Origin of the sequence: Klebsiella sp. FDAARGOS_511 (assembly GCF_003812845.1) — a bacterium.
In the GTDB taxonomy this organism is placed as follows: Bacteria; Pseudomonadota; Gammaproteobacteria; order Enterobacterales; family Enterobacteriaceae; genus Klebsiella; species Klebsiella grimontii.
The window spans coordinates 3,072,901-3,099,064 of the sequence record NZ_CP033824.1; the positions used below are offsets into that span (position 1 = coordinate 3,072,901).

Genomic DNA, 26,164 nt, shown 5'->3' on the forward strand with positions numbered 1-26,164 from the left:
AACTTGCGTATCGGCGGCGCAAAAAGGCTGTGCCAGGATAGCGCGGAGTGGGAAGGAGAGGTCGCGATGGAAATACAAGAATCCCTGATGCCGAGGGAAAAGATGCAGCGCTACGGTATCGAAGTTTTGTCGGATATTGAGCTGTTGGCGCTATTTTTACGTACCGGTACCCGCACGCAGGATGTGATGACGTTTTCGCGCGAGTTGCTGCAGCGTTTTGGCTCGCTGTACGGCCTGTTATCGGCGGAGGAGTCGCAGTTTGCCGAGGTCGAAGGCATTGGCCTGGCGAAATATGCGCAGCTAAAAGGGATTGCTGAACTGGCGCGACGCTATTTTAGTCTGCGAATGACCGAAGAACCCTCGCTGGTTACCCCATCGATGACGCGGGAATTTCTGCAAAGTCAGTTAGCCGACGAAGAGCGCGAGATCTTCATGGTGATCTTTTTAGACAATCAGAACCGGGTATTGAAACATAGCCGACTTTTTTCTGGTACTCTTAGCCACGTTGAGGTGCATCCGCGAGAAATCGTACGCGAAGCCATCAAAGTGAACGCCGCCGCGGTGATCCTGGCACATAATCATCCATCCGGTAGTCCTGAGCCGAGCAAGGCCGACAGGTTGATTACCGAAAGAGTGATAAAATGTTGTCGATTCATGGATATACGTGTGCTTGATCACCTTGTAATCGGCCGCGGAGCGTACGTATCTTTTGCTGAACGCGGCTGGATTTAGCCCCGATCGCGCGATCCATCGGGATCTTTGTCTGTTCGGGACTTGAGCACATCGCCGAGTCAGCGTATACTACGCCACCTTTGAGAATCTCGGGTTTGGCATTTGGGCCTGGCAATCGAGAGTTCAATAGAACTATGCGATGACCGGGCTGTAAAGCCTGACGAGGCGCCAATACCCCATACGAAGCTCGAGCTAATTTGATTTTTGGAGAATAGACATGTCCCGAGTCTGCCAAGTTACTGGCAAGCGTCCGGTGACCGGTAACAACCGTTCCCACGCACTGAACGCGACTAAACGCCGTTTCCTGCCGAACCTGCACTCTCACCGTTTCTGGGTTGAGAGCGAGAAGCGTTTTGTCACCCTGCGCGTATCTGCTAAAGGTATGCGTGTTATTGATAAGAAAGGCATCGATACAGTTCTGTCCGAACTGCGTGCCCGTGGCGAAAAGTACTAAGTACTTAGAGGAAATAAGTCATGGCTAAAGGTATTCGTGAGAAAATCAAGCTGGTTTCTTCTGCTGGTACTGGTCACTTCTATACCACCACGAAGAACAAACGTACTAAGCCGGAAAAACTGGAACTGAAAAAGTTCGATCCAGTTGTCCGTCAGCACGTTTTATACAAAGAAGCTAAAATCAAATAATTTTAGATTCCTTGTAAAGAAAAACCCCGCCTCGGCGGGGTTTTTTGTTTCCATTTTATAGCCCTCCTTCAGTATTAATCAGTCGTCCATGTTTTCCTTTTCAATCATTAACTATATGAATGAAATGGTTTTTCTTGTCTTGAGTGCATGAGGTGTTTATTCTGCCGGTACAGAAAACCACCGACAGGGATTGTTATGGCATCTTTAATTCCGGATGTTTCATTTATTGATAATAGTGAACAGCGCACGCCTTTAATTTTGGTTCTCGATTGTTCCGGTAGTATGGACGGCCAACCTATGGCTCAGCTCAATCAGGGGCTTAAGCTCCTGGAAGAAGAGCTGAAGCAGGATGTCATCGCGGCTAAACGCGTCCGCCTGCTGGTGATTAAATACGGCGGTTATGATGAATGTGAACTGTATGGCGACTGGTGTGATGCGATGGACTTCACGGCTCCCGTACTTGAAGCCAATGGACTGACGCCAACCGGGCAGGCCGTTAGCCTGGCGCTGAGCGAAATCGAGGCAGAAAAACAGCGTCTGAAAGCAGCTGGTGTACCCTATACCCGGCCATGGCTGTTTTTGATGTCGGACGGCGAGCCTACGGACAACTGGCAAGCCGCGGCGCAGGAGTGTCGCGAAGCGCAGGCGGCAAACAAAGTCGCCGTATTCCCGATTAGCGTAGGAAAAGAAGCCACTGAATCAATGGGCCACTTCAGCCGTAGCGGCATTAACGGCGTGAAGCAGCTAAAAGGATTGCAGTTCCGCGAGCTGTTCCTCTGGCTGAGCGCCAGTATGCAGGTCGTTTCGCAGTCGACGCCGGGCGGTAAAGCACAGCTGCCGCCGACGGATAGCTGGTCAGAAATTTCGGTCTGATGCCATGAGCTGGCGCGTTTACGCTTCGTCGGTCATTGGCAGCAGCCACCGACAAAATAACCTTCCCTGTCAGGATGCTTTTTGCTATCGCAATTTGGGCGATCGCCTGGTGGCCGTCGTTTGTGACGGCGCAGGCTCCGCCACGTATGGCGAACAGGGGGCGGCTTTGGTCAGCCGGGAGCTGGTTGAGGGGCTGGTAAAATTTACCGCCGTACCCGATGAAAATCAGCTGTCTACTCTGGTGGAGAGCGTGCGCAAGACCATTCTGAGCCAGGCGCAAGAACGGGAACGCTCCGCAGGCGATTTTGCCTGTACTGTTGTGGCCGCGTGGCTCGGGGAGAGTGCCTCTGTGATGCTACATATCGGCGACGGTGTTGCAGCGTTGCATATTGATGCTGATGAGCACTTCTCTTTACCTGAGAACGGAGAATATGCTAACCAGACCTGGTTTCTTACCAGTCACGACTGGCGAGACCATTTACGTATCAGCCAGTTTGCTGGTCGCGCCACGCAGCTGGTGATGATGTCTGACGGCGTGCAGCCGTTCGCGCTAAACCGGCGCGGCGATGCGCTGTTCTCTCCTTTTATGGATCCTGTTTTGCGCTATTTACAGCAGGTCTCCGAGGCTAAAGGGAGCGAAGCGATATGCGCCACGCTTGACGATCCGCGCTCCTGGGCGATAACCGGTGATGACAAGACGCTTCTGGTAGCTCTGCGTCATGAAGCATAAAAAGGTTGCGACCTGCTATACCGAGCAGCGCCGCGCGGTACGTCTGGGGAAACTCATCAAGAGCGGCGGTGCGGGTAGCGTCTATTTCCTGGCGGATGACCCGGACCGCGTTGCCAAAATTTACCATCCCCATACCGATACCGGTTATTACCAGCGTAAGCTCGGCGCTATGCTGGCGCAGCGCCCGGAAATCCCTGCGCCGACAGAAGATGAGGCGATTGTTCAGCTGGCATGGCCTGATTATTTGCTTTTCGATGAGCGCAGGCGCGTCGTTGGTTTTGTTATGCCTGTTCTGGATACCCAGCGCACCATTGAGCTGGAGTACATTTTACAGGCGCGGCAGGCGAAGGCGCAGAATCTGCCGGAAGGCATCGGCGCAAAAGTGAGCCTGGCCTGTAACCTCGCAACCCTGGTATCCGCGCTGCACGCTCGGCAGCACCGGGTGATCGACATGAAGCCGATCAACCTGCGGTTTTATCGTGACAGCCTCTATATCGCGCTGCTGGACTGCGATGGCTTTAGCATCCAGGGCGTCGGTGAACGTTTCCCGGCCGGGCAGTTTACGGCGGATTACCTGGCGCCGGAGTTTCAGCGCATCGGGCAAGTACCCGGAGAACAGGAAGAGGCTCAGGATCGCTTTTCTCTGGCAGTCATTATTTTCCAACTGCTTAACCACGGTATCCATCCCTATAGCGGCCGTTCACAAACGGCGAAGGTGCCTGATGATTTATCAGGGCGTATTGCCGTGGGCTGCTACGCCTATGGCATTGATGCCGCAAACAGTATCGCCCCGGTACCGGCCAGCACTCACCATCTCTTGCCGCTCGAGCTTCGTAAGCTGTTCGATCGCGCTTTTAGCGATTCAGCCTCCCGACGTCCTTCCGCCGATGAATGGGCGCAGGTGCTGCGTCCTTATGCGCTACGCAGCACGCAAAAAATTATTCTCTGTAGTCAGAAGCATCAGCATTTCGCCGGAATGCCGTGCCTGGTGTGTGCGCGTGAAAAACAGCTTACCGAGGGGGTAAAACAGGCGAAGCTGCATAAAAGGACGCAAACCATTCGCCCGCGTCCTGCGCCTGTAAAACGGCAGCCTCATGCGGCGTCAGCCGCAGCGGTTCCTCGGCAGCCAGCCGTGCCGGGGCCGTTAACGCTGCTGTGGCGCAATATTCGCGGCAAAGTCCCTTCGTTTGTATGGCATGGCGCCCTGGCTCTTATTAGTACGCTGGTGATGGCCATATTAGCGCGCAATTTTACCCAACTGAGCGGTCCCTGGCATGCCTGGTACGATAACGCGGCGTTAATCCTGATTTTTGTCTGGATAACCGTGATGGGGTTGCTGGCGATTTTTCGGAGTAAGCCATAGATGATTACGCCGAAGTTAAAATACCTGCTGGTTATCTTGTCTTTGATTGCGCTTTTTGTCGCGCCGAATATGGTGCTCTTTCTCTGGTCTGCACCCTTTATGTTAGTGGATAAGCTTTCGCTTTTACCTGCGGTGCTCAACGACCCCCAGCGTTTATATCTCTATGGCCTGTGGCTGGGGGGAATGCTCTATTTTTCCGCCCTGATGTGGGTGGCGGTTACCCGGCGTAATAAAGGTTATCTGGCAGCCGCCGTGGCGCAGGTTGTTTTTGTCGTGGGGATCACGTTATTCAATGTCCCCATCGGCGAGCAGAACCAGCGGCGCTGGCACAGTATGAATCAGCTGGAATCACCCGCCTGGCAGGGATTTCTCTTTGATCGCCATGCCCGTTTTATTCAGATAACCCTGGGCGGAGAGCCGTTTAATCAGCATCAGATTATTGAGCAATTTCTCGCGCAGAAAAGACCGCTGGCGGAGCTGCCGCTTGGCTGGAGTGAAGAAGATGCCGCCGCTGCCGATGCGTTCTGGCAACAGGCATTGGGCTATCCTGAGCAAGAGGCAAAAGCCCTTCCGAAGATGGATGATTATTTGTCCTGGATGCCGGACCGTGGCGATCTGACGCTGGCTGCGGCCGTCCTGACGCTGGCCACGGATGCCAATAAATCGCTGGCTGAAAGCGCGTTTCGTCGGGCAATCGCTATTGTGCCGGAAAACCCTGACGCCTGGCTGGGTTGGGCATTAGCGCTGATTCAGTCCCGGGATGATGAGCGGGTGCGAAATTCGCAGTTTCAGCCGCTTACGCAAAGCATCACCAGCGGATTATTGATGGCGGAGGGCCTGAAGGATAGCCCGCGCCAGCCTGCGCTACAGCAGCGGTTAGAGGAGTATATCGCGCAAATGCCGGCAGAAGATCGGCAAATCCTGCAAATTCTGCGGGCCAGAATGCAGAGCCATTCCTGCGATTTGCCACTGGACAGCTATGCCTCGGAAAAGGGTGAGGCTGGTAAGGTACTGCCTTTATCGAAACCGATCCTGTTTAAACAAGGCCCTGTGCATAGCGTCAGCCCGGTTAACGAGCGCTTTCCCGGACACGTGAGTATTGAGGCCGAAAGATATGGAATCGCCAAAGAGACGTTGTCTCCGATGCTCTATCCGGCGATATATAAATTTATCAAGTCGGCGACGACGGTGCTCTCGGTGGATACTCACGTTAGCGGCGATCTGTTAAACGTGGTGGTTGAATGCAGTAGCGGCGTTCCAGAGTTTGATAAGGCTGCGCTGCACTACGCGCAGCAGTGGCGTTTTCACGCTAACCCGCAGGGAAGGCGTTTGCTGATACCAGTGACGTTTATCAGCGATCGTCTGCCTCCTGAGGAACACTATCGGGAGATGGAAACACGGGCGATGCGTATCGCCCGGCTGGCGGCCCGGCATAATAAAGCCGGGATGGAAACTGCCGCGCAAGAGATGACCGCGCAATTCACCCGGATGAAAGCGCTCTTTCCGCAGAAGAAGCTCAGCGCGGAAGAGGCGCGAAATTTGCAGCTCGTCTACTTCAAAAAGCGGGATAAAAGTACCAAAAGCCGAATGGAAGCCTTCACTGAAATGACCGAGGCGATGGAGGCCCTGGTTGATACGCATCCGTACTACGCGCCGCTATTGAAGGATCTGGCGCTGCGAAAGAGCTTTGCTTCTTTTGAAGAGAATCGGGCAACGTGGGCACAGCTGCTGGCGCTGGCTCCGGAAGACCCGCAGGTATGGATGGCCTGGGGTAGTCTGTGGGCCGAGCATGACCCCGAGCTGTACATTGGTGCGATGATCTATTCCCTGTTGCTACAGCCCCTCGTCGCGGATACCGAGCAGAAATTAGCCGATATCAAAACTAAGCTGCTGATGCGGGTTGGCATGGGTGAACGTAATGCGATTCTTTCAGCAAAAGTGTACGCGGATTATGTCGATATCCTCGGGGAAAGAGCGAAAGGTGAAGATACCGCAAAGGCCGGAGACGTCTTACCGGCGAGCAAAATGCTGGACCGTCATGAAACTATTGTTGCCGGTGACTTTCCGGTGAGTATGGCGGTTGATATCGATCGGAATGAGGTGTTAAACGCGTCTTTCTTCAACGTTGAATGGAAGACGCCGCAGGCGCAAGGAGACAAACGCGCTGAGCTGAGTGTTGATATTGATAAAAATGGCGCTCCGACGTTGGTGCTGGTGAGCAAAAGCAGCGAAGTGGAAGAGTATGATGCACGGGCGATCGATATGTTTTGGCGCTGGAAATTCAAGCCGCAGCCTGACGGCAGGAGAATAACTATCCGAGTGAATTTTCAGCACTAAACGCTTCGTTACCTCCTGAAAGAGGTAAAATAGGGGCGCCTGCTGTTTAAACATGAGAAAAATATGCCTGAATTACCTGAAGTAGAAACCAGTCGCCGCGGCATTGAGCCGCACCTGGTGGGAGCCACCATCCTGCACGCCGTTGTGCGCAACGGGCGTCTGCGCTGGCCCGTTTCTGAAGAGATCTATCGTCTGAGCGACGTTCCGGTGCTCAGCGTACGCCGCCGTGCTAAATATCTGCTGCTGGAGCTGCCCGACGGCTGGATTATCGTCCACCTCGGCATGTCCGGCAGCCTGCGTATCCTCAGCGAAGAGCTGCCCGCAGAAAAACACGATCACGTAGACCTGGTGATGAGTAACGGCAAGGTCCTGCGCTATACCGATCCGCGCCGCTTTGGCGCCTGGCTGTGGACTAAAGAGCTGCAAGGCCATCCGGTGCTGGCGCATCTGGGGCCGGAGCCGCTGAGCGATGAGTTCAACGCCGATTATCTGCAGGCGAAGTGCGCGAAGAAGAAAACCGCGATTAAGCCCTGGCTAATGGATAATAAGCTGGTGGTCGGGGTGGGCAATATCTACGCCAGCGAATCGCTCTTTTCGGCGGGCATTCATCCCGACAGGCTGGCTTCTTCTCTATCGCGAGAGGAGTGCGAGCAACTGGTGAAAGTGATTAAGCTGGTCCTGCTGCGCTCCATCGAACAGGGCGGGACGACGCTGAAAGATTTCCTGCAAAGCGACGGTAAACCGGGCTACTTTGCCCAAGAGCTGCAGGTGTATGGCCGCAAGGGCGAGCCGTGCCGCATTTGCGGGACGCCGGTTATCGGCAGTAAGCACGCCCAGCGGGCGACGTTTTATTGCCGCCAGTGTCAGAAGTAAAGTGCGGGGGTTACCGTGAACCCGGCTCGCGCTGCGCTTAGCCGGGCTACAGGGCGGCAACGGAGATAGCCCGCTAAGCGCAGCGCGAGCGGGGGAGTGCATGGGTAAAAAACTTTACTACAGCTTCTTCAGTAGCGCCTGGTGAACGTTTGCCGGCAGAAAGTGAGAGACATCGCCCTGGTGGCGCGCCACTTCTTTTACCAGCGAAGAGGAGATAAACGACCACTCTTTGCACGGCATCAGAAACACGCTCTCCAGCGTCGGCATCAAATGACGGTTCATATGCGCTAGCTGCATCTCATATTCAAAATCCGCCACCGCCCGCAGGCCGCGAATTAAAATATTCGCCTGCTGCGCGCGGGCGAAGTTGGCCATTAAATCGCTGAAGCCAATAACCTCAACGTTGACCAGATGCGCCGTTGCCTGGGTGGCCAGCGCGATGCGCTCGTCGAGAGTGAACATCGGCTTTTTGCTCGGGCTGGCGGCGATAGCCAGCAGCACTTTATCGAACATGCTGGCCGCGCGGGTGACGATATCGATATGGCCGTTGGTGATAGGGTCGAAGGTTCCCGGATAGATCGCTTTTGTGCTCATAATGACACTTTCTCCGAGTAGCCGCGGCTCAGGGCCCACAGCTCGGTGTATTTATTAAACGTATATTGCGCGTTGACCACCGCCAGCAGCCAACCTTGTTTCCCATCCAGAAAGCCCCCGCGCAGCAGCAGCGTTTTAACAAAAGCGCCCAGCGTATGGCCGAAGATAGCGGCCAGCGAGGTCTTCTTCCCTCTTTGATGGCGCTCCTGCGCCCAGGCGGCGGCGTAGGCCAGCTGCTTTTGCTGAAAGCCGGAAAAATCGCGGCAGGTCAGATGCAGCAGGTCGCCCGCGAGTTCGATAACCTGCGCGCCCTGGGCGTCGAGAGATTCGTGGACCAGATTATCGTTATAGCGGTAACGGTCGCGTTCGTACAGGCGCATCACGCGGTCGGGGTACCATCCGCTGTGGCGCATAAAGCGGCCAAGGAAATAGTTGCGCCGGGCGATGCTGTATATCGCGCCGGTTTGCGGCGCGGCCAGCACGCTGCGGATGGACTGCTCAAGCTCCGGGGTCACGCGCTCGTCGGTATCGATCATCAGCACGTAGTCGCCGGTGGCGTAGGCCTGGGCGCGCTGGCGCTGAATGCCGTAGCCCTGCCAGTCGCGGTTGATATGTACCTGAACGCCCTGGCTGCGGGCGAGTTCGACGGTGTTGTCGTTGCTGCCGGAATCCAGCAGCACTATCTCATCGGCCCAGCTTACCGAGGCCAGACAATCAGGCAGCAGATCTGCCGCGTTTTTGGCGATCATCACGACCGAGAGGCGAGGCGACATCAGTGGCTCCGCTGCGGCAGGTAGGGTTGTAGTAACTGTAGCAGACGGGAGAGCGCGCCCTGGTTTTGGTGCAGAACTTCCACCGCGTGACGGCCGTACCACAGACGGTAATCTTCATCGGTTAGCAGGTTAGACACCTGCGTTACCAGCGAGTCGGCGTCGGTGACGGTAATCAGTCCATCGTCCTGCTGCAGCTTGGCGCAGATATCTTTGAAGTTGAACGTGTACGGACCCATCAGTACCGGTATCGCATGGGCGGCGGGCTCCAGCGGGTTATGGCCGCCGCGTTCTACCAGGCTGCCGCCGACAAACGCGAGGTCGGCAATACCGTACAGCAGCATCAGCTCGCCCATGGTATCGCCAATCACCACCTGGGTACTGTTCGACGGGATTTCGCCGGTGCTGCGCAGGGTGTAGCTCATTCCCGCTTTCTGCACCATCTCGCGGGCGTCGCTGAAGCGCTCCGGATGGCGAGGGACAAGGATCAGCAGCAGGTTGGGGAAACGCTCGAGCAGCTTTTTATGCGCCTGAAGAATAATTTGTTCTTCGCCGTCGTGGGTGCTGGTGGCAATCCACACCTGGCGGTGGGGCGCCCACTGGCGGCGTAGGGTGATGGCGCGAGCCGCCAGCTCCGGCGTGACCGAAATATCAAACTTCAGGCTGCCGGTGACCGCCAGTTGATTGCGTTTCAGGCCAAGGGCGATAAAGCGGCTAGCGTCTTCTTCGTTCTGCGCGGCGATAAGGGTAATGCGGCTTAGCAGCCGACGCATAAATTTCCCCAGTTTGGCATAGCCTTTCGCCGACCGTTCGGAGAGGCGGGCGTTGGCGATCACCAGCGGGATTTTACGCTTGTGCAGCGTGGCGACCATGTTCGGCCAGAGTTCGGTTTCCATGACGATAACCAGCTTCGGCTGAACGGTGTTGAAGAAGCGGTTCATCGCGCCGGGCAGATCGTAAGGCAGATAGACGTGATGCACGTCTTTGCCGAAAGCGGACATGGCGCGTTCAGAGCCGGTTGGCGTCATGGTGGTGACGGTGATTGGCAGATAGGGGTAACGGTGGCGTAGCGCGCGCACCAGCGGAATCGCCGCCAGGGTTTCGCCAACGGAAACGGAATGCAGCAGGATGCCACCCGGTTCTACCTTGTTCTGGCAGAAGCCATAACGTTCCTTCCAGCGTTTACGATAGGCAGGGGCCTTACGGCTGCGTAACAGCAGTCGCAGCCACACCAGCGGCTGAATGAGGTAAAGTAGGGCGGTATAAAGCAATTCCAAGCGATTTATCCGTATTTATGTTTTTGCGGGCAAATTCTAAGCATTTAACCCGCGTAAAGCTATCTCTTTGGCGGAAACTAAGGGATTCAGTATTAAGCCGCGTCGCGATAGCGCTTGATGCGCAGATAGCGGCGTCCAAGACGCCAGCGTAGACGGAACGTACGGGCGTTTTTCCAGATCAGGCGCCAGATGCCGCGGTCGAAAAACTCTTTAATGATAATATGCTTTTTTGACTCATCTTTCATGCTATCGAAGGTATGAATAATTCCCAGCCCCTCTTTGGCGATCTGCCAGCGGCAGGCGGAAATATCGCGAACCTTGTCCGGATAGCGCTGGTTGATGGCGTCCAGCATCTCCAGAATCTTCATGTAGTGGCGCGCTGAACGCATCAGCGTGTCGTCGTTGTCCGGCTTATGCGATACCGATTCCGAGTGAATATAGTAGTCGTAGAACTGTTCGCTGGTGTACTGCACGCGTTCTGCCGCCAGCAGCACTTCGGTGGTCCAGGGAATATCCTGATGGCGCAGGCCAGGCTCAAAATGGAAGTGGTGGCTGGCGATAAACTCGCGGCGGTAGATATTGAGCCAGGTGACATGCAGGAACTTACGAGAATCCAGCGCCTGCTTTAACCAGACGTGGCCGGGCAAAACGCCCGTCGACTGCAGCCGGTCCAGCGGAAAAATAGGATGGATATCTTTTTTCGTCTCGTAGACGTAGCGGCCGTTGCAGGTGGCGACGTCAAGATTGCCCTTTTCCGCCATCTCCAGAAGCGTACGGTACATGCCCGGGTAAAGCTTATCGTCGATATCCGGGAAGGTCAGGTACTTACCGGTCGCCGCGGCGAGGCCGGTATTGCGCGCCACCGACACGCCCTGGTTTTCCTGCTCCAGCACGAGCACGTTTTGCAGGCGCTCTTTCCACTGGTCGATAACCGCAAGGCTGCCGTCCGTCGACCCGTCGTTCACCAGGATCAGTTCATAGCTTTCCAGCTGCTGTTGCTCAAGGCACTCAAAGAATTGCGCAAGGAATTTTTCGCCGTTATAGACGGCGGCTACGATGCTTAGTAAAGGCGTTTGACTCATAACTCATTCGATCCTGGTTGAATAACGGCGTCAGGCGCTGCGCAGCTGACGATACTGCTGACAAATCGATGCCACGCTGAACTTCTCCAGCGCCGCTGCGTCGATGGCCGGCGGGCTATGGTAAATGCTTTGCATCGTCTGAGCCAGCGCCGGGCTGTTGAGATCCGCCAGGCCGCGCGACAGCTCGCCGGTGAGGATCTCGGTCACGCCGCCCGGGCAGCGGGTGCTGGCGACCGGCGTATCCAGCAGCAGCGCCTCAACCACCACGTTGCCAAAGCCTTCGCTATCGGAGCTGAGGACCAGCATCCGCGCGCCTTTGATCCACGGCAGCGGGTTTTTCTGGAAGCCTTTAAACAGGACGCGATCGGCAACCTGTAGCTGCTGCGCCAGCTGGCGCAGGCGCTGCTCTTGTTCCGGTTTGCCCTGCCCCAGCAGCACCAGCGGCGCGTCGATACCGCTTTGCGCATAGGCCTCAATCAGGCGGTCGTGGCGTTTGCCGGGGTGAAAGCGGCCGACGTGGATAATATAGTCGCCGTCGGGGCGCTGGCTGGGCTCTTCGGCCGCGGCGCGCAGGGCGGCGATATCAAACGGGTTATAAATCGTTTTCAGCTGGGCGGGGCGAATGGCGAACTGCTCGACCAGGTCTTGACCGACCGCATCGGAGACGGTAACGACATTGCGTCCCTGATAAACGCGCCCGATCTTCTGCTTTTTCATCCAGCGGTTAAAACCGCTGCGGTGTCCGAGATAGGACGTGGAGAACACGCCGTGCAGGCAGAACCAGACGTTGCGCCCGTTCAGCAGGCGGCTGCGGGAGACGATGCGGTCGGTTTTATGTAGATTGGAGAGCACCAGATCGAAACGGCCCTGCTGTTCTGCTTTCTCGATTGCCGCATCAAGCTGGCGCGCGCGCCGGGATAGCTCGGTGAGTTTGCGCCAGGGTTTGCGGCAGCGGTCGGCGATGACCTGATAATCCAGCCCCGCCGGTAGCGGATACTCGCAGACATCGCGTAGGGAAAAAAGCGATACCTGTTCACCCTGGCTGATAAAATGCGCTGCCAGCGTCAGCACGACTTTTTCCGCGCCGCCGCCGGGCAGGCCGTCGATAACAAACAGTATGCGCATCGTTATTTCACCAAATCCTGATAGAGGGAGAGCAGCTGTGCCGAGAGCCGTTCGCTGGTGCAGGTCATGATCCGCTCGCGGGCGCGCTGGCCTTCTGCAGAACCCAAAGCCCGAGCAGGCAGGGCGTTAACCGACTCCTGCAGGGCCGGGATATCCAGCGCATCGCAAACGTAGCCGTTGCTGCCCTGAACGATAAACTCCGCGCCGCCGCAGCCGGTAGTCGTAATCACCGGCAGGCCGCAGGCCATCGCTTCGAGAATGACGTTGGGGAACGGATCGTAAAGCGTCGGCAGCAGCAGGGCGTCGGCCATCTGATAGAATGGCAGGGTTTCCGACTGCATGCCGAAAAAGCGCACCCGTTCCTCGCAGTTCAGCGTTTTCGCCAGCTGCTGATAGCGACTCTGCTCTTTATCTTTGCCCACCACCAGAAGATAGCGGTTGGTCGGCGCGATGGCGCGGATCGCCGCATCCAGCCCCTTGCGCTCAAAGCCGGAGCCGACGTAAATCAGGCAGGTTGCCTGGATCGGCAGATTCCATTTGGCGCGCAGCGCGGTAAAGGCTTCTTCCGTCGGCGGCAGAAAACGCTGGTTATCAATAGCGTTATAGATGACGTGAATTTTTTCCGCCGGCAGGCCGAAGTCTTCAATAATCTCGCGTTTAATCATCTCCGCGTTGCAGATAACGCCGCGCAGGTGCGAGTCCTGGTACATGTCGCGCTCGGCCTGCATCACATAGCGATGGTAGCGGTCGGCAAACAGCAGGCGGCTTTTCCAGCCGGGCAAAATGCGCGAACGCTGCTGCAGCCAGCGGCGGTGTACGCCGTCTCCGGCGCGGTACAGGTCGCAGCCGGGTATACGCTCATGGCTTTGCACCAGATCGAAGGCTTCGCGCTGCCAGAGCTGGCGGGCGGCGTCGGCAAACCCACGCTCGCGGCTGATCCGCCCCCACTTGCGCGGATTGCAGATGTGGATGTTCCACTCGGGCTTCACCGGCCCCTGCCACTCGCGGGTGATGACGTTCAGTTCAAGATCGCTGTCGTCGAGGGCTTCCAGCGCGCGGGAGACAAAGCGCTCCGCACCGCCGTCCGGGCGATACTTCTGGCGTACCAGAGCCAGCCTGAATTTACTCATGCCAGTACCTTTTTCGCCGCCGCGATGACCGCGTCGGTGGGGATTAAATCGAGAAAGCGTTCGTTGGTGTTGGTATCAATGTCGTCAGGATCGGGAATCGATCCGAAATCACCCGCCCAAATCACCTCGCCCTGCGCCTGCCATGGACGCCAGAAGGTGAGCTTGGAGGGGCCGAATAGCGCCACCAGCGGCGTACCGAGCGCGGCGGCCATATGCATCGGCACCGAGTCGACGCCGATGAACAGGCGGGCATGGTCGATGACGGACGCCAGCTGGCGCAGGGTGAGCAGCCCGGCGAGGGAGTGCAGGCGAGCATCGGGGCAGCCCGCCATAATGGTGTCGATCATCTGCTTCTCTCTGGCGTCAGGGCCGGAGGTCAGCACGACCGGGTAGCCTGCTTCAGAAAGCGCGTTTATCAGGGCGCTCATTCGCGCTTCGCGCCAGCACTTAAAGAACCAGCGGGAGGTCGGCTGAATGACGATATAGTTATCCTGAAATCCTTCCGGCAGCAGCGCGCGGCTGGCGCGCCAGTCCTGCTCGCTGTAGCCCATCTTCGCCGGCGCGTCAGCAATATCCAGTCCAAGCGGCGCCAGAATCGACAGATTCTGCTGCACGGTATGCAGCTGGTTATGCCGCTCGGTTGAGGCGAGGGCGGTATGGCAAAAACGCCAGGCCGGGTGGCGACGCTTCGGAAAGTCAAAGCCGATACGGATGGCCGCCCCGGTCAGTTTGGTGATGATCGCGCTGGGCCACTGATCGGCAAGATTGAGCACCATATCGTAGCGCTGCTGGCGGAGCGTGCGAATCAGCCGCCACTCCATCTTCAGCTGATGGCCAGCGCCCTGTTTTTTCCAGCGCCGGTCAATGCCGTAAATGTGGCGGATATCCGTATTCGCTGCGAGCATATCCCGCGTTTCTTCATAAAGCAGCACATCCACGCAGGCGGCGGGATATTGCTGCTTAAGCGCATGAATAAGCGGCGTTATCAATAACATATCGCCATGATGGCGAAGCTTAATAACCAGGATTCGCGCCGGGTTCACGCGGCCGGAAGTGCGGGTTTCAGGCGTCATTCTCTGTTCTTCATTCAGGGTCAGGGCTCCGATTCTAGGGGATCAGATAGATTGAGAGAAGCCTTGTCTTGCTCTACCATGACCCGATACGTATGGCCTGAGGACGTTTTCGTGCACAAACCCGCATTTCTCATCACGATTGATACAGAGGGTGATAACCTCTGGCAAAAACATGACAGCATCACCACCGAGAATGCGCGCTATCTACCGCGTTTTCAGCAGCTTTGCGAAAAGTATGGTTTTAAACCGGTCTGGTTGACCAACTATGAAATGGCTATCGACCCGGTTTATATCGAATTTGCCAAAGATACGATCGCCCGGGGTACCGCGGAAATTGGTATGCATCTCCACGCGTGGAACAGCCCGCCGACCGATCCGCTCACCGATGACGACTGGCGACATAAACCGTATTTGATCGAGTACAGCGATGCGGCGATGCGGGCAAAAGTCGACTATATGACCCGTTTGCTGGAGGACACCTTCCAAACCAAAATGGTCAGCCATCGCGCCGGGCGGTGGGCGTTTGATGAGCGCTACGCGCGTCTGCTGGTGGAGTATGGCTATCTGGTGGATTGCTCGGTTACCCCGAGAGTGAACTGGAAGACGGCGAAAGGCGCGCCGCAGGGCGACGGCGGCACCGATTATCGTCATTTCCCGCAGCACGCCTATTTTCTTGACGAGAATGATATCCGTCGTGAAGGGCAATCATCGCTGCTGGAAGTGCCTATGAGCATTCAGTACAAGCATTCCGCCTGGATGAATAGCCTGAAGCAGGGCTACGATCGCCTGCGCGGCAAAGTACGCTCGCCGTCGGTACACTGGCTGCGTCCGATGGGCGGTAACGTTGAGACGATGAAAAAAGTGGTCGAACAAACGTTGACTCAGGGTAATGACTACGTCGAATATATGCTCCACTCTTCAGAGTACATGCCCGGCGGCAGCCCAACGTTTAAAAACGAGCAGGATATCGAGCGCTTATATGCCGATCTGGACGCTTTTTTCAGCTGGCTGGCGCCGCAGGTGAAGGGAATGACGTTGGCGGAGTATTACCAACAGAAACTCACACAGCGATAAAAGATCACAACCAGGTACCGTATGCGTATCGTGAAGCAGTTTACGCGGAAGAAAAATGCCTTCTTCCGCGAAATTAAGTTTAATTTAATTAACTATCGTTACAGAAATAAAAGCGCACGCCAGCCCTTTAATTCCGCGAAGATTCAGCATGTTTTATTATTGCGCCTGGATGACAAAGTTGGGGATATGGTCGTAACGACCGGCTGCGCAAAGCTTTTAGCCGATCGGGGCTATAAGGTTTCTGTGCTGACCGGGCCGGTCTGTAAGCAGATGCTTGCCGGCGCGGATTTTCTTGAGCAGGTCTATTTATATCAGCCGCGGATGCCGTTAAACGCACTGCGTGCGGCAGGATTTGACGCGGTTGTTGATTTTGATGATGTGAAAACCTACGAGCGTTTTAAACTGCTGGCTGATTTGCAGCCTGGCTGTGTTATCGGTTTTAATAAACAAGAATATAAACTTTACGATCACTCCATCCCTTTTCTGGATAGCAGCAGCCATATTTCCGCCCGCTATAAAGCCGTCGCCAGGCTATTTGGCATAGAACACCCTCATTACCACTATCATCTGCCCGGCGATGCTTTTGAGCGGGAAAAAGTCAAAACACTGATGGCTCAGCACAAGGGGAGTCAGCTCTGTATTGCCATAAACCCGTTTACCGCCTCAACGGATAAAGACTTTTGCCGTCATCAGGTTTCTGCCCTGATTGAGCGCTTATATACGCTCCCTTATAAAATCAGCGTCGTGATGGTCGGGCATAGCGAGAAAATTCGTCAGCTTAATCTGGAAACGGCGCTGCATCTGCCTGATAGCAATATTAATTCAGCAGTTGAGATTGTTCGCCACTGCGATCTGGTGATTACGGCGGATACCGCCATCGTGCATATTGCTCGCGCGTTCGACAAGCCCATGGTGGCGGTTTACAACAAACGTAAACTCAAAGATACCGGATTGCCGGGCTATACCATCTGGGCGCCGGGTTATGACAAGGCCAGACAAATTGTCTGCGAAGAGACTAACGTCGCCGACATGACCATTGACGCGGTCTGGCCGGTGATCAAAGCCCAGGCGGATGCCCTGATCGCCGCCCGCCAGCAGGCGTAAAAAAGGGCCCGCTGCGGGCCCTTGTCTTAGCGTTTCGCCTTCAGGCCGCCGCTGAGCGCAATGCCCAGCGGTAGCCAAAACAGCGGCCAGCTTTCGCGAGGGTTGCTGATGATAAACATGCCCTGCGAAGCCATAAAAATCAGCGCATAGATAAAAATCGCCAGCCCGTAGCGGCCATCCTGCTGTTTACGCCATGCCTGCCATAACCCTCCGGCAATCACCGCCAGCAGCAGCGCCAGGCCGATGATGCCGCCTTTCAGCAGTGCGCCAAGATAGACGCTGTGGGTGGTGGTGATATGCTCGCCGCTGTAGTTGGTAAAGTTGAGCTCGTAGTCAAAGCCACGACCCAGCCACGGCTGGCTGGCCACTTCCTGGACCGTATGGCGCCAGATACTCAAGCGCAATCCGCTTTGTGTGCCCAGCTCTTCAAAGCGCGCCAGCAGCAGGTCTCCCGTTGGCGTAAAGAGGAAAAGCGCGCCCAGAACCAATGCTAACGCGGCGACAATCAAAAGATTGCGGCGGGTAAAGACGTGCAGGTGCAGGGTGCAAACAAACGCCACCAGCAGGGCGATAATCGGGCCGCGGCTTTGGGTCAGAAACAGCATCACCAGCATGATGGCCATCGGCACATACAGCAGGTGGCTGCCTTTCTCCTTCAGCAGCATCGCGCAAATAAGGATACCGATACCGCAATAGCCTGCGAGGTCGATAACGTTGGTCGGCCCGGGATTGCCCGGTGACACCAGGCGCTCTTTGAGGACCAGGGTGAAATCGATCGCCATCGTCCAGATGGAGAGCACCGTGATCCCGGCAACGACGCTCAGCAGCGCCAGATGTCGGGTTCGGGTGTCGCCCAGCAGGGTAGTTAGCAGCAGGAGATAAAAAATTAAATAGGCGCCGTGCGTCAGCGGCGAGTCGATATGCTGAGGCGTCTGCCCCCAAATGTTGCTCAGGGCATAGTAAACGCAGAATATCACCAGCAGGCTATAAACCGGCCACCGCTGGCGGATGCTTTCCGCTATTGCCTGACGGTTAACCTGGTTAAGCAGTGAAAGCAAAAACAGCAAAATAGATAAATGAAGAAGGTTGTTTGTCCGGGTTGATACGCAAAAAACAGCGCTAAAAAACAGAAACAAAGTGAAGAAAACGGTGTAGCCCTGTCTGGCGTAACTACTTATTTTTAAAGTACTCATCAAAAGAAACCTTTGCGAAAATCGTTTCCGGAACCGCGCTTTCTAAAGAGAAGTTAACGACCCGAATATGGTTTTGTTGCAGCACGTTGGCAGCGTGCGAAAAGGACGGCATGACCAGGTCATCCACCTTATTTGCCAGCCAGGAGGGGAGTTTATCCTGTTCCGTTTCGTAGAATCGCGGCTGGTTGAAGTTACTCATATCCAGACCGCTTATCAGAATGGTTTTAAATCCCAGCCACATCAGAATTTGCAGGGCCCAGTAGACCACGGTTCCGGCATCGAAAATGCCCTGGCGGATATCGGTGCTAAAGCAAATATCCTGCCGCTGCGGGTGAAAGCGTAAAGCCGCAACGCCTTTCCAGACCTGCGGCATCGCGCTTTTGGCGACTTTGGGCTGATAAATTTTATAACAGGCGTCTTCAATTAATGCCAAACGACAGCGAAGCTCTGCGCCGTGGCGGTCGAGGATTTTGGCGATACCGTGCATGGTGGTGAAGAGCACGAGATCGGGTTGGCTAATCACTGAACGAATCACGTCCGGCTTTTTATCGTAAAAGACCATATCGACAATGGTATAGAACGAAAATTTAATTTTATCAGAGAGATGCCAGGCGCCATTCACCCCCATCACCGGAACGCTTTTCGGCAGCCGCGTGAAATCAATACGGCGCGTAGAGGGGCCGGTGGCGGTCAGCAGCACCTCGCCCTGGGCGCTATCCTTCAGTTCGCTGAGATTAACCAGCGGCACCGTTTTTCCTTTGTATTTCAGGGTGCGGATTTCACCGCTCGCCGCGCGCGTGATATGGGTAAACGGCCAGAGATTTTCGTTATGGCGATAGGCGCGTCGATGCGTGTAGCGATAGATCTGCTTAAATAATGAACCCATTAAGCCAGTTCCTGAGATTTCAACAGTTGCCGAATCCGGGAGGCGGGTATATCCCCCGTGCTGCTGCCGCTTTCCGGGCGCACCACGTACTGATTTTTACCGTAGCCGCCAATCAGCCCCGGATCGGTCGGGCCGTACAGCGTGAAGTTCGGTTTATCGAGCGCGGCGGTAAGATGGCTCAGCCCCGTGTCGACGGAAACCACCCCGCGCGCGCCTGCCAGAACCTCTGCTACCTGCTCCAGGCTCATGCGCGGCAGGACGTCGACAAAATCGTGCCCCTCCGCCAGGCGCCTGGCCCGCGCCTCTTCATGGGGGGCGCCCCACGGCAGTTTGATGCGTACGCCGCTGTCGGTCAGCAGGGCGATAAGCGCCCGCCAGTTCTCTTCCGGCCAGTGCTTATCATCGCGCGTCGTGGCGTGGAGGAACACCAGATACGGCGCAGCGGACGGGTCAGTCTGACGCAAAAAATGGCGGGCGATCGCGTAGTCGCCCTGGGTTTCCGGCTTCGCGTAGCCGAGGCTTTTTGCGAACAGCTCGCGGGTGCGCTCAACGGCGTGCTGCTGTTTAGCAATATGGTGGCGACGGTTGTAAAACAGGCTGGCCAGCGGCTCGCGGGCGGTTTGCCAGTCCATACCGTGCTTCACGCCGCGGGCCAGCCGGGTGACCAGCGCGGCGCTCTTCACCAGCCCCTGAGCATCGATGATCGCGTCATATTTTTCCGCCCGTACGGCGTCGCGGAAAGCCTTACGCTCGGCTTTGATCGGCGCGGAAAACCACGCCTTGCGCCAGCGGCGAATCGCTACCGGGATGACCCGGTCGACGGTCTCATGCCAGGAGGGGATCTGCGCGAAGCCTTCCTCAACCACCCAGTCGAAACGAATGCCGGGAAAGGCCAGCGCGGCGTCGCTCAGCGCGGGCAGCGTGTGCAGCACGTCGCCCATGGACGAGGTTTTTACGATCAGTACCCGCATCCGTTAGTCTTCCTCTTGTTCCGTTTTTTCCAGCAACAGGTCGTTTAATTCTTCCAGCACGCGCTGTGGCGTAATGTCGATCAAACTCTGATGATAGCCTTCGGCGGCGTCGCCTTTACGTACTTTGTGGTAGCCACTGATCAGGCGGATCACGCGCGCTTTGTGCGACAGAGGTGGAGTGAAGTCCGGGCTGCTGGGCCCGTAGAGCGCCACCAGCGGACGGTCGAGCGCGGCGGCGACGTGCATCAGGCCGGAATCGTTGCTGACCACCGCTTTACAGGCGGCGATCAGAATGACTGCCTGCTCAAGTTGAGTCTCCCCGGCCAGATTGCGGCACCATGCCTGCTGTTCGGTATTGAGGGCGGCGAGGATTTCATTGCCCGCTTCGTGATCTTTCGCGGAGCCAAACAGCACGATCTGAAAGCCTTCGTCGATCAGCTGTTTCGCCAGTTCGGCGTAGTGATAGTGCGGCCAGCGTTTTGCCGGGCCGAACTCTGCGCCGGGGCAGAAGCCGATGAGCGGGCGCTCGGCTGAGAGGTTAAACGCGCTACAGGCCTGCGATTTTTCGCCTTCATGTACCTGCAGCTGCGGCCAGAGCAGCGGCTGCGGCAGATCTTTCGCGCAGCGCATCACGCCTTTGTCGTAGGCCAGACCGACGTAGCGTTCGACCATCAGCGGCCAGGCGTCTTTATCCAGCTTGCGGGCATCGTTCAGCAGGCCGTAGCGCATCTCGCCGAGCCAGCCGGTGCGATGCGGTATTCCCGCAAAGAACGGCACGAGGGCCGATTTAAACGAGTTGGGCAGCACATAAGCGCGATCGTAGCGACGTTCGCGCAGGCTGTGCCCAAGCTTACGCCGTTCCCCGATTTCCAGCGCGCCGTGGCCGAGCGGCATCGGGATTGCTTCGTTGACTTCCGGCATGCGCGATAGCAGCGGACGGCACCATGCGGGCGCCATCACGTCGATGATCGCCTGGGGATAGCGCGCCCTGAGCGTACGATAAAGACTTTGCGACATCATCATGTCGCCCACCCAAGACGGGCCAATCACCAGTATTTTCATGCTTGCTTCTTACGCGTCGCGGTTCAGCCAGGCCATATATTCCGTTACGCCTTCGGCAACGGTCTTAAACGGTTTATCGTAGCCCGCTGCGCGCAGGTTTGTCAGATCCGCCTGGGTAAACGCCTGATAGCGGCCTTTCAGCTTATCCGGGAACGGAATGTACTCGATGCTGCCTTTCTGGTGGTAAGCCAGCGTTGCGTCTGCGACAGCCTGGAAAGACTCCGCGCGGCCGGTGCCAAGGTTGAAAATGCCGGATACGCCGTTTTCCCAGAACCACAGGTTCACCGCCGCGACGTCGCCGACGTAGACGAAGTCGCGCTTGAAGCCGTCGCTGCCTTCAAACAATTTCGGACTTTCGCCATTATTCAGCTGAGTATTCAGATGGAAAGCGACGCTGGCCATGCTGCCTTTATGGCCTTCGCGCGGCCCGTAGACGTTGAAATAGCGGAAGCCGACGATCTGCGAGTTCGCTTCCGGCAGGATCTGACGGACATATTCATCAAACAGAAACTTGGAGTAGCCGTAAACGTTGAGCGGCTGCTCGTATTCGCGGGATTCGATAAAGTCGCTGGTGCGGCCGCCGTAGGTCGCCGCGGAAGAGGCGTACAGGAACGGGATTTCACGCTCCAGACAGTAGTGAAGCACCTCTTTTGAGTACTGATAGTTGTTATCCATCATGTACTTGCCATCCCACTCCGTGGTGGAAGAGCAGGCGCCTTCATGGAAAATAGCGTCGATATCGCCGAACTCTTCGCCCGCCATAATCTGGATCAGAAAGTCTTCTTTATCCATGTAGTCGGCAATGTTCAAATCCACCAGATTGATGAATTTGGTGCCGTCTTTCAGATTATCTACGACCAGAATGTCGGTAATGCCCTGGTCATTCAGTGCTTTAACGATATTGCTGCCGATAAAGCCTGCGCCGCCGGTAACGATGATCATAACTGTAACCTTTGAAGTGGGTAGTCCAGAGACAATCCGGACATGAATACTCTTATCATATCACTACATCGAAAAGGCTTCAGCCATTCGCCGATAAGGTAGAGAGGGACTCGTGATTTATGCTGCAAATAATTCATGCAGTAATGCATCATCTCGTATCAGCGTATAGCTTTAGGTAATATGTGCCAAATTTTGCCGAATCTGGAGAGTTGCAATGCGTGGTGATTTCTACAAACAGTTAACCAATGACCTGGATACCGCGCGCGCGGAAGGGTTGTTTAAAGAAGAACGGATTATTACTTCGGCGCAGCAGGCGGATATCACCGTCGGCGGCAGCCTGGTGATTAACTTCTGCGCCAATAACTATCTCGGCCTCGCGAACCACCCGGAACTGATTGCCGCCGCGAAAAGCGGCATGGATAGCCACGGCTTCGGTATGGCCTCCGTGCGTTTTATCTGCGGGACCCAGGACAGCCATAAAGCGCTTGAGAAGAAGCTGGCCGATTTTCTCGGTATGGAAGATGCGATTCTCTACTCCTCCTGTTTTGATGCTAACGGCGGCCTGTTTGAAACCCTGCTCGGCGCAGAAGATGCGATTATCTCCGATGCCCTGAACCACGCGTCGATCATCGACGGCGTGCGCCTGTGTAAAGCGAAGCGCTTCCGCTACGCCAACAACGATATGGTGGAGCTGGAAGCCCGTCTGAAAGAGGCGCGTGACGCCGGCGCGCGCCATGTGCTGATTGCCACCGACGGCGTGTTCTCAATGGACGGGGTGATCGCCAACCTGAAGGGCGTTTGCGATCTGGCGGACAAATACGACGCGCTGGTGATGGTGGATGATTCTCACGCCGTGGGTTTTGTGGGTGAAAACGGCCGCGGTTCCCATGAGTACTGCGACGTGATGGGCCGCGTCGATATTATCACCGGTACGCTGGGTAAGGCGCTGGGCGGCGCGTCCGGCGGCTATACCGCCGCGCGTAAAGAAGTTGTCGAGTGGCTGCGCCAGCGCTCGCGTCCGTATCTGTTCTCCAACTCGCTGGCGCCGGCGATTGTCGCCGCTTCCATCAAAGTGCTGGAGATGGTGGAAGCGGGCAGCGAGCTGCGCGATCGCCTGTGGGCTAACGCGCGCCTGTTCCGTGAAAAAATGACCGCGGCAGGGTTTACCCTTGCGGGCGCCGATCACGCCATTATCCCGGTGATGCTCGGTGAAGCCACCGTGGCGCAGCAGTTCGCGCTCGAGCTGCAAAAAGAAGGGATTTACGTCACCGGATTCTTCTACCCGGTGGTACCAAAAGGCCAGGCGCGTATCCGTACCCAGATGTCTGCGGCACATACCCCTGAACAAATTGAACGTGCGGTGGAAGCCTTTACCCGCATCGGTAAACAACTGGGCGTCATTGCCTGAGGGTGTGAGATGAAAGCGTTATCCAAACTGAAGGCGGAAGAAGGCATCTGGATGACCGACGTGCCGGAACCGGAAGTCGGCCATAACGATTTGCTGATTAAAATTCGCAAGACCGCGATTTGCGGTACCGACGTGCACATCTACAACTGGGACGAGTGGTCGCAAAAGACCATTCCGGTGCCGATGGTGGTGGGCCATGAATATGTCGGCGAAGTGGTGGGTATCGGTCAGGAAGTTCGCGGCTTTAAGCTTGGCGACCGCGTTTCCGGCGAAGGGCATATCACCTGCGGCCACTGCCGTAACTGCCGCGCCGGGCGTACGCATCTGTGCCGCAATACCACGGGCGTCGGCGTCAACCGTCCGGGCTGTTTTGCCGAATATCTGGTGATCCCGGCGTTTAACGCCTTTAAAATCCCCGACAATATCTCTGACGATCTGGCGTCGATTTTCGACCCATTTGGCAACGCCGTGCATACCGCGCTTTCATTCGACCTCGTCGGTGAAGATGTGCTGGTTTCCGGCGCCGGCCCGATCGGCGTGATGGCCGCCGCGGTGGCGAAACACGTTGGCGCGCGTAACGTGGTGATTACCGACGTTAACGAATATCGTCTGGAGCTGGCGCGCAAAATTGGCGTCACCCGGGCGGTGAACGTTTCTAAAGAGAACCTTAACGATGTGATGGCCGAACTGGGCATGACCGAAGGTTTCGACGTGGGTCTGGAGATGTCCGGCGCGCCGCCGGCGTTCCGCACCATGCTCGATACCATGAACCACGGCGGGCGCATCGCCATGCTGGGGATCCCGCCGTCGGATATGTCTATCGACTGGACCAAGGTGATTTTCAAGGGGCTGTTTATCAAAGGGATTTATGGTCGCGAAATGTTCGAAACCTGGTACAAGATGGCCGCGCTCATCCAGTCCGGTCTCGATCTGTCGCCGATCATCACTCACCGCTTTGGTATTGATGATTTCCAGCAGGGCTTTGACGCGATGCGTTCCGGCCAGTCTGGCAAAGTCATTCTCAGCTGGGATTAATTTCCCCCGGTCTGCATTTTAAAAAAGCGCCTGCGGGCGCTTTTTTGAGAGTTGTCCTACATTTTTGTGATACTTAATCCACTCCGCACTTTTTCTAAATCGCTTTCTCGCCTATTCGTTTATACAGTCAGTTTAACCATGGTTTAACCCTACAAAGATTATGCTTAAACTTTCTGTATGCTTATTGACCTGTAATTCATCCCGCTTATTACGGGAGGTTTTACCACCTTTGCTTAAGGTAGCTGATGAATTTATCGTCATCGATTCAGGCAGTACGGACGCCACGCTGCAGATTTGCCAACAGTTCGGTCTCACCGTTCACTATCATGCTTATACCACTCACGGCTCGCAGATGAACTACGCGACCTCCCTCGCCAGCCACGACTGGGTGCTGTGTATGGATAGCGATGAGATTCTTGATGACGAGGTGGTGGCAGCTATTCTGGCGCTGAAGGCGGGGGATGAGCCCGATCCAACCTGCGCCTGGCGTCTGCCGCGCTACTGGTTCGTGCTGGGTGAAGAGGTGCGAACTATTTACCCGGTATCCTCGCCGGATTTCCCGGTTCGCTTGTATAACCGTTCTGCCGCCCGGTTCAACGAGCGTCCGGTAGACGATCAGGTCGTCGGTTTTTCGCACTCGGCCAGGCTACCGGGATGCGTGCGCCACGACACTTTCTACTCCCTGCATGAAGTGTTTAATAAGCTCAATAGCTACACCACGCGGCTGGTTAAATATCAGAAGATCAGGCCGTCTCTTGGGCGCGGAGCGATCAGCGCGATTGGCGCTTTCTTTAAGTGGTATCTGTTTAGCGGAGCGTGGCGAAAGGGCAAGGTCGGCGTGGTCACCGGGCTTTACGCGACCTTTTACAGCTTTCTTAAATACTTTAAAGCCTGGTACGCCCATCAGGACAAGCCGGAATCCGCGGCGGATAAGCACACGGATTCCCGGACGATTTAGTTGGTGGGCTGATCCCAGCCCTGCCACTTCAGCTGGTAATACTGCAACAGCGTACTCTGCGCGATGCTTTCGCTCAGAATGGTAAAGAAGCGGCTGGCGTTGACCGGCTCCGGCGGACGTTTAGATTTGCACTGCTTCACGCCGCGGAACGGATTGCGCGGCGGCTGAACCCGCGGCGCGGTGTTCGGCGTAGAGGTATCCACCTGCGGTTCGTTGAGCAGGCTGCTCGGGCGAACCAGAGTGATATCCGGCGGCAGGTTATACACCATCTGCTGCAGCACGCGCACCGTGGTGGGATGCGGGTGGCCGATAGCAATGGCGGAACCGTTGCGCCGCGCCAAAGCGATAGCGCGGTTGAACTGATAGCGGATATCCGCTTCGTTTTGGGTATCGTCGAGGAAAACCTTACGCTTAATCACCTTTACGCCGGTGCCCTGCGCCGCGCGCATGGCTTGGGTATTGCCGATGGTGACGCTATCGAGAAAGTAGAGATTGTAGCGCTCGAGCGCCTGCATCACCTTCTGCATGCCGAAGAGGTTCGACGTCATCGCGCTGCCCATATGGTTATTCAGCCCCACGGCGTAAGGGACCTTGCCGTAGGCTTCGCGGATAATGCGCTCTATCTCGCTGCTGTTCATATCCGGACGGAGAGTATCTTTTTCCAGCGGCTGTTTGCTGAGCGGCGCCATCGGCAGGTGGATGAGCACCTCGTGGCCGAGATTATGCGCTTTGGTCGCCATTTCGCGGGCGTGGGGCGCATTAGGGAGTACGGCAACGGAGATCGTCGCTGGCAGCGCCAGCACCTGGTTTTCCGTTTGTGGACGATAGCCAAAGTCGTCGATAACAATGGAGAGTTTGCCGGCAAATACCGGCGACGCGATAACCAGCGTACCGGTTACCGCGAGTGCGATTCTGCGAAATTGAAGCAAA

26 protein-coding genes are annotated in these 26,164 nt (G+C 56.3%); 13 read left to right on the plus strand and 13 right to left on the minus strand.

From position 1 onward, the window contains the following. Window positions 1-66 precede the first annotated feature (66 nt). The 8 genes from radC (at window position 67) to mutM (ending at window position 7,550) form a co-directional block, all read left to right on the plus strand. The gene (gene radC / locus EGY08_RS15760; protein ID WP_004126657.1) at window positions 67-732 is read left to right on the plus strand and encodes a RadC family protein; all 666 of its coding nucleotides are present in this window, start codon (window positions 67-69) and stop codon (window positions 730-732) included. A 217-nt stretch (window positions 733-949) separates the two neighbouring features. After that, a complete protein-coding gene (gene rpmB / locus EGY08_RS15765) occupies window positions 950-1,186 on the plus strand; it encodes a 50S ribosomal protein L28 (protein ID WP_002436699.1) in 237 nt (78 codons plus the stop codon). A gap of 20 nt (window positions 1,187-1,206) precedes the next feature. Continuing rightward, window positions 1,207-1,374, plus strand: a complete 168-nt coding sequence (rpmG, locus tag EGY08_RS15770; RefSeq protein ID WP_003024094.1) for a 50S ribosomal protein L33 — start codon at window positions 1,207-1,209, stop codon at window positions 1,372-1,374. Between the two features lie 195 nt (window positions 1,375-1,569). Continuing rightward, the gene (locus EGY08_RS15775; RefSeq protein WP_004126649.1) at window positions 1,570-2,247 is read left to right on the plus strand and encodes a vWA domain-containing protein; all 678 of its coding nucleotides are present in this window, start codon (window positions 1,570-1,572) and stop codon (window positions 2,245-2,247) included. 4 nt (window positions 2,248-2,251) lie between these two features. Further along, the gene (locus EGY08_RS15780; RefSeq protein WP_049112654.1) at window positions 2,252-2,977 is read left to right on the plus strand and encodes a PP2C family serine/threonine-protein phosphatase; all 726 of its coding nucleotides are present in this window, start codon (window positions 2,252-2,254) and stop codon (window positions 2,975-2,977) included. Beyond that, complete coding sequence (locus EGY08_RS15785) at window positions 2,967-4,340, plus strand: DNA-binding protein (protein ID WP_123828658.1); 1,374 nt, start codon at window positions 2,967-2,969, stop codon at window positions 4,338-4,340. The genes EGY08_RS15780 and EGY08_RS15785 overlap by 11 nt, the downstream gene beginning before the upstream one ends. Then, entirely contained in the window at window positions 4,341-6,677 is a 2,337-nt protein-coding gene (locus tag EGY08_RS15790; RefSeq protein ID WP_123828659.1) for a TonB family protein, read from the plus strand. A gap of 63 nt (window positions 6,678-6,740) precedes the next feature. Next, entirely contained in the window at window positions 6,741-7,550 is an 810-nt protein-coding gene (gene mutM / locus EGY08_RS15795) for a bifunctional DNA-formamidopyrimidine glycosylase/DNA-(apurinic or apyrimidinic site) lyase (protein WP_049112648.1), read from the plus strand. 117 nt (window positions 7,551-7,667) lie between these two features. Here mutM and coaD read toward each other — a convergent pair whose 3' ends face one another. From coaD to rfaQ, 7 genes are all read right to left on the minus strand, one after another. Further along, complete coding sequence (gene coaD, locus EGY08_RS15800) at window positions 7,668-8,144, minus strand: pantetheine-phosphate adenylyltransferase (RefSeq protein WP_004106901.1); 477 nt, start codon at window positions 8,142-8,144, stop codon at window positions 7,668-7,670. Then, window positions 8,141-8,917: a glycosyltransferase family 2 protein gene (locus EGY08_RS15805; RefSeq protein ID WP_004126637.1), complete on the minus strand. Its 777-nt coding sequence runs from the start codon at window positions 8,915-8,917 to the stop codon at window positions 8,141-8,143. Before EGY08_RS15805 ends, coaD begins: the two co-directional genes overlap by 4 nt. Beyond that, window positions 8,917-10,191, minus strand: coding sequence for a lipid IV(A) 3-deoxy-D-manno-octulosonic acid transferase (gene waaA, locus EGY08_RS15810; RefSeq protein ID WP_004126633.1), 1,275 nt, complete (start codon window positions 10,189-10,191; stop codon window positions 8,917-8,919). Before waaA ends, EGY08_RS15805 begins: the two co-directional genes overlap by 1 nt. Before the next feature lie 92 nt (window positions 10,192-10,283). Beyond that, window positions 10,284-11,273 carry a glycosyltransferase gene (locus EGY08_RS15815; protein WP_004126630.1) on the minus strand — a complete coding sequence of 330 codons (990 nt, stop codon included), beginning with the start codon at window positions 11,271-11,273 and terminating at the stop codon, window positions 10,284-10,286. Window positions 11,274-11,303: 30 nt separating this feature from the next. After that, entirely contained in the window at window positions 11,304-12,398 is a 1,095-nt protein-coding gene (locus tag EGY08_RS15820) for a glycosyltransferase (protein WP_112166040.1), read from the minus strand. A 2-nt stretch (window positions 12,399-12,400) separates the two neighbouring features. Beyond that, window positions 12,401-13,528 (minus strand): glycosyltransferase family 4 protein, encoded by a 1,128-nt coding sequence (locus tag EGY08_RS15825; protein ID WP_004126625.1) that lies wholly within the window; start codon window positions 13,526-13,528, stop codon window positions 12,401-12,403. Then, complete coding sequence (rfaQ, locus tag EGY08_RS15830) at window positions 13,525-14,601, minus strand: putative lipopolysaccharide heptosyltransferase III (protein WP_049115843.1); 1,077 nt, start codon at window positions 14,599-14,601, stop codon at window positions 13,525-13,527. The genes EGY08_RS15825 and rfaQ overlap by 4 nt, the downstream gene beginning before the upstream one ends. A gap of 111 nt (window positions 14,602-14,712) precedes the next feature. Between rfaQ and EGY08_RS15835 the strand changes: the two genes are divergently transcribed. Together EGY08_RS15835 and EGY08_RS15840 are read left to right on the plus strand one after the other, a co-directional pair. Beyond that, window positions 14,713-15,675, plus strand: coding sequence for a polysaccharide deacetylase family protein (locus tag EGY08_RS15835; protein ID WP_004126620.1), 963 nt, complete (start codon window positions 14,713-14,715; stop codon window positions 15,673-15,675). Window positions 15,676-15,696: 21 nt separating this feature from the next. Next, window positions 15,697-16,779 (plus strand): glycosyltransferase family 9 protein, encoded by a 1,083-nt coding sequence (locus EGY08_RS15840; protein WP_004126617.1) that lies wholly within the window; start codon window positions 15,697-15,699, stop codon window positions 16,777-16,779. Between the two features lie 26 nt (window positions 16,780-16,805). Here the strand turns inward: EGY08_RS15840 and EGY08_RS15845 are convergent, their stop codons facing one another. From EGY08_RS15845 to rfaD, 5 genes are read right to left on the minus strand one after another with little or no spacing between them, the layout of a single operon-like run. Further along, a complete protein-coding gene (locus EGY08_RS15845; RefSeq protein WP_170100838.1) occupies window positions 16,806-17,972 on the minus strand; it encodes an O-antigen ligase family protein in 1,167 nt (388 codons plus the stop codon). Next, complete coding sequence (locus tag EGY08_RS15850; RefSeq protein ID WP_004126611.1) at window positions 17,950-18,858, minus strand: hypothetical protein; 909 nt, start codon at window positions 18,856-18,858, stop codon at window positions 17,950-17,952. The genes EGY08_RS15845 and EGY08_RS15850 overlap by 23 nt, the downstream gene beginning before the upstream one ends. Continuing rightward, window positions 18,858-19,829: a lipopolysaccharide heptosyltransferase RfaC gene (rfaC, locus tag EGY08_RS15855; protein WP_004126608.1), complete on the minus strand. Its 972-nt coding sequence runs from the start codon at window positions 19,827-19,829 to the stop codon at window positions 18,858-18,860. The genes EGY08_RS15850 and rfaC overlap by 1 nt, the downstream gene beginning before the upstream one ends. A 3-nt stretch (window positions 19,830-19,832) precedes the next feature. Further along, entirely contained in the window at window positions 19,833-20,891 is a 1,059-nt protein-coding gene (gene rfaF / locus EGY08_RS15860; RefSeq protein WP_004126606.1) for an ADP-heptose--LPS heptosyltransferase RfaF, read from the minus strand. Window positions 20,892-20,900: 9 nt separating this feature from the next. After that, window positions 20,901-21,833 (minus strand): ADP-glyceromanno-heptose 6-epimerase, encoded by a 933-nt coding sequence (gene rfaD, locus EGY08_RS15865; protein WP_004126603.1) that lies wholly within the window; start codon window positions 21,831-21,833, stop codon window positions 20,901-20,903. Between the two features lie 214 nt (window positions 21,834-22,047). On the opposite strand from rfaD, the gene kbl reads away from it, so the two are divergent. The 3 genes from kbl (at window position 22,048) to EGY08_RS15880 (ending at window position 25,234) form a co-directional block, all read left to right on the plus strand. Further along, the gene (kbl, locus tag EGY08_RS15870) at window positions 22,048-23,241 is read left to right on the plus strand and encodes a glycine C-acetyltransferase (RefSeq protein WP_123828660.1); all 1,194 of its coding nucleotides are present in this window, start codon (window positions 22,048-22,050) and stop codon (window positions 23,239-23,241) included. Between the two features lie 9 nt (window positions 23,242-23,250). After that, complete coding sequence (tdh, locus tag EGY08_RS15875) at window positions 23,251-24,276, plus strand: L-threonine 3-dehydrogenase (RefSeq protein WP_123828661.1); 1,026 nt, start codon at window positions 23,251-23,253, stop codon at window positions 24,274-24,276. 160 nt (window positions 24,277-24,436) lie between these two features. After that, window positions 24,437-25,234, plus strand: coding sequence for a glycosyltransferase family 2 protein (locus tag EGY08_RS15880; RefSeq protein WP_049114109.1), 798 nt, complete (start codon window positions 24,437-24,439; stop codon window positions 25,232-25,234). Here EGY08_RS15880 and EGY08_RS15885 read toward each other — a convergent pair. Then, a complete protein-coding gene (locus EGY08_RS15885) occupies window positions 25,231-26,163 on the minus strand; it encodes a divergent polysaccharide deacetylase family protein (protein WP_004126591.1) in 933 nt (310 codons plus the stop codon). The two genes, EGY08_RS15880 and EGY08_RS15885, sit on opposite strands and share 4 nt — an antisense overlap. Window position 26,164: the final 1 nt, after the last annotated feature.

What these genes read in the sequence shown, in the direction of transcription:
- EGY08_RS15825 (WP_004126625.1), bottom strand. Translation starts at nt 13,528, where the DNA reads ATGAGTAAATTCAGGCTGGCTCTGGTACGCCAGAAGTATCGCCCGGAC.
- EGY08_RS15780 (WP_049112654.1), top strand. Translation starts at nt 2,252, where the DNA reads ATGAGCTGGCGCGTTTACGCTTCGTCGGTCATTGGCAGCAGCCACCGA.
- kbl (WP_123828660.1), top strand. Translation starts at nt 22,048, where the DNA reads ATGCGTGGTGATTTCTACAAACAGTTAACCAATGACCTGGATACCGCG.
- rpmB (WP_002436699.1), top strand. Translation starts at nt 950, where the DNA reads ATGTCCCGAGTCTGCCAAGTTACTGGCAAGCGTCCGGTGACCGGTAAC.
- rfaD (WP_004126603.1), bottom strand. Translation starts at nt 21,833, where the DNA reads ATGATCATCGTTACCGGCGGCGCAGGCTTTATCGGCAGCAATATCGTT.
- coaD (WP_004106901.1), bottom strand. Translation starts at nt 8,144, where the DNA reads ATGAGCACAAAAGCGATCTATCCGGGAACCTTCGACCCTATCACCAAC.
- EGY08_RS15790 (WP_123828659.1), top strand. Translation starts at nt 4,341, where the DNA reads ATGATTACGCCGAAGTTAAAATACCTGCTGGTTATCTTGTCTTTGATT.
- EGY08_RS15785 (WP_123828658.1), top strand. Translation starts at nt 2,967, where the DNA reads ATGAAGCATAAAAAGGTTGCGACCTGCTATACCGAGCAGCGCCGCGCG.
- rfaF (WP_004126606.1), bottom strand. Translation starts at nt 20,891, where the DNA reads ATGAAAATACTGGTGATTGGCCCGTCTTGGGTGGGCGACATGATGATG.
- tdh (WP_123828661.1), top strand. Translation starts at nt 23,251, where the DNA reads ATGAAAGCGTTATCCAAACTGAAGGCGGAAGAAGGCATCTGGATGACC.
- EGY08_RS15820 (WP_112166040.1), bottom strand. Translation starts at nt 12,398, where the DNA reads ATGCGCATACTGTTTGTTATCGACGGCCTGCCCGGCGGCGGCGCGGAA.
- rpmG (WP_003024094.1), top strand. Translation starts at nt 1,207, where the DNA reads ATGGCTAAAGGTATTCGTGAGAAAATCAAGCTGGTTTCTTCTGCTGGT.
- EGY08_RS15880 (WP_049114109.1), top strand. Translation starts at nt 24,437, where the DNA reads ATGCTTAAACTTTCTGTATGCTTATTGACCTGTAATTCATCCCGCTTA.
- EGY08_RS15850 (WP_004126611.1), bottom strand. Translation starts at nt 18,858, where the DNA reads ATGGGTTCATTATTTAAGCAGATCTATCGCTACACGCATCGACGCGCC.
- rfaC (WP_004126608.1), bottom strand. Translation starts at nt 19,829, where the DNA reads ATGCGGGTACTGATCGTAAAAACCTCGTCCATGGGCGACGTGCTGCAC.
- rfaQ (WP_049115843.1), bottom strand. Translation starts at nt 14,601, where the DNA reads ATGACGCCTGAAACCCGCACTTCCGGCCGCGTGAACCCGGCGCGAATC.
- EGY08_RS15815 (WP_004126630.1), bottom strand. Translation starts at nt 11,273, where the DNA reads ATGAGTCAAACGCCTTTACTAAGCATCGTAGCCGCCGTCTATAACGGC.
- EGY08_RS15845 (WP_170100838.1), bottom strand. Translation starts at nt 17,972, where the DNA reads ATGAGTACTTTAAAAATAAGTAGTTACGCCAGACAGGGCTACACCGTT.
- EGY08_RS15805 (WP_004126637.1), bottom strand. Translation starts at nt 8,917, where the DNA reads ATGTCGCCTCGCCTCTCGGTCGTGATGATCGCCAAAAACGCGGCAGAT.
- mutM (WP_049112648.1), top strand. Translation starts at nt 6,741, where the DNA reads ATGCCTGAATTACCTGAAGTAGAAACCAGTCGCCGCGGCATTGAGCCG.
- EGY08_RS15775 (WP_004126649.1), top strand. Translation starts at nt 1,570, where the DNA reads ATGGCATCTTTAATTCCGGATGTTTCATTTATTGATAATAGTGAACAG.
- EGY08_RS15840 (WP_004126617.1), top strand. Translation starts at nt 15,697, where the DNA reads ATGCGTATCGTGAAGCAGTTTACGCGGAAGAAAAATGCCTTCTTCCGC.
- radC (WP_004126657.1), top strand. Translation starts at nt 67, where the DNA reads ATGGAAATACAAGAATCCCTGATGCCGAGGGAAAAGATGCAGCGCTAC.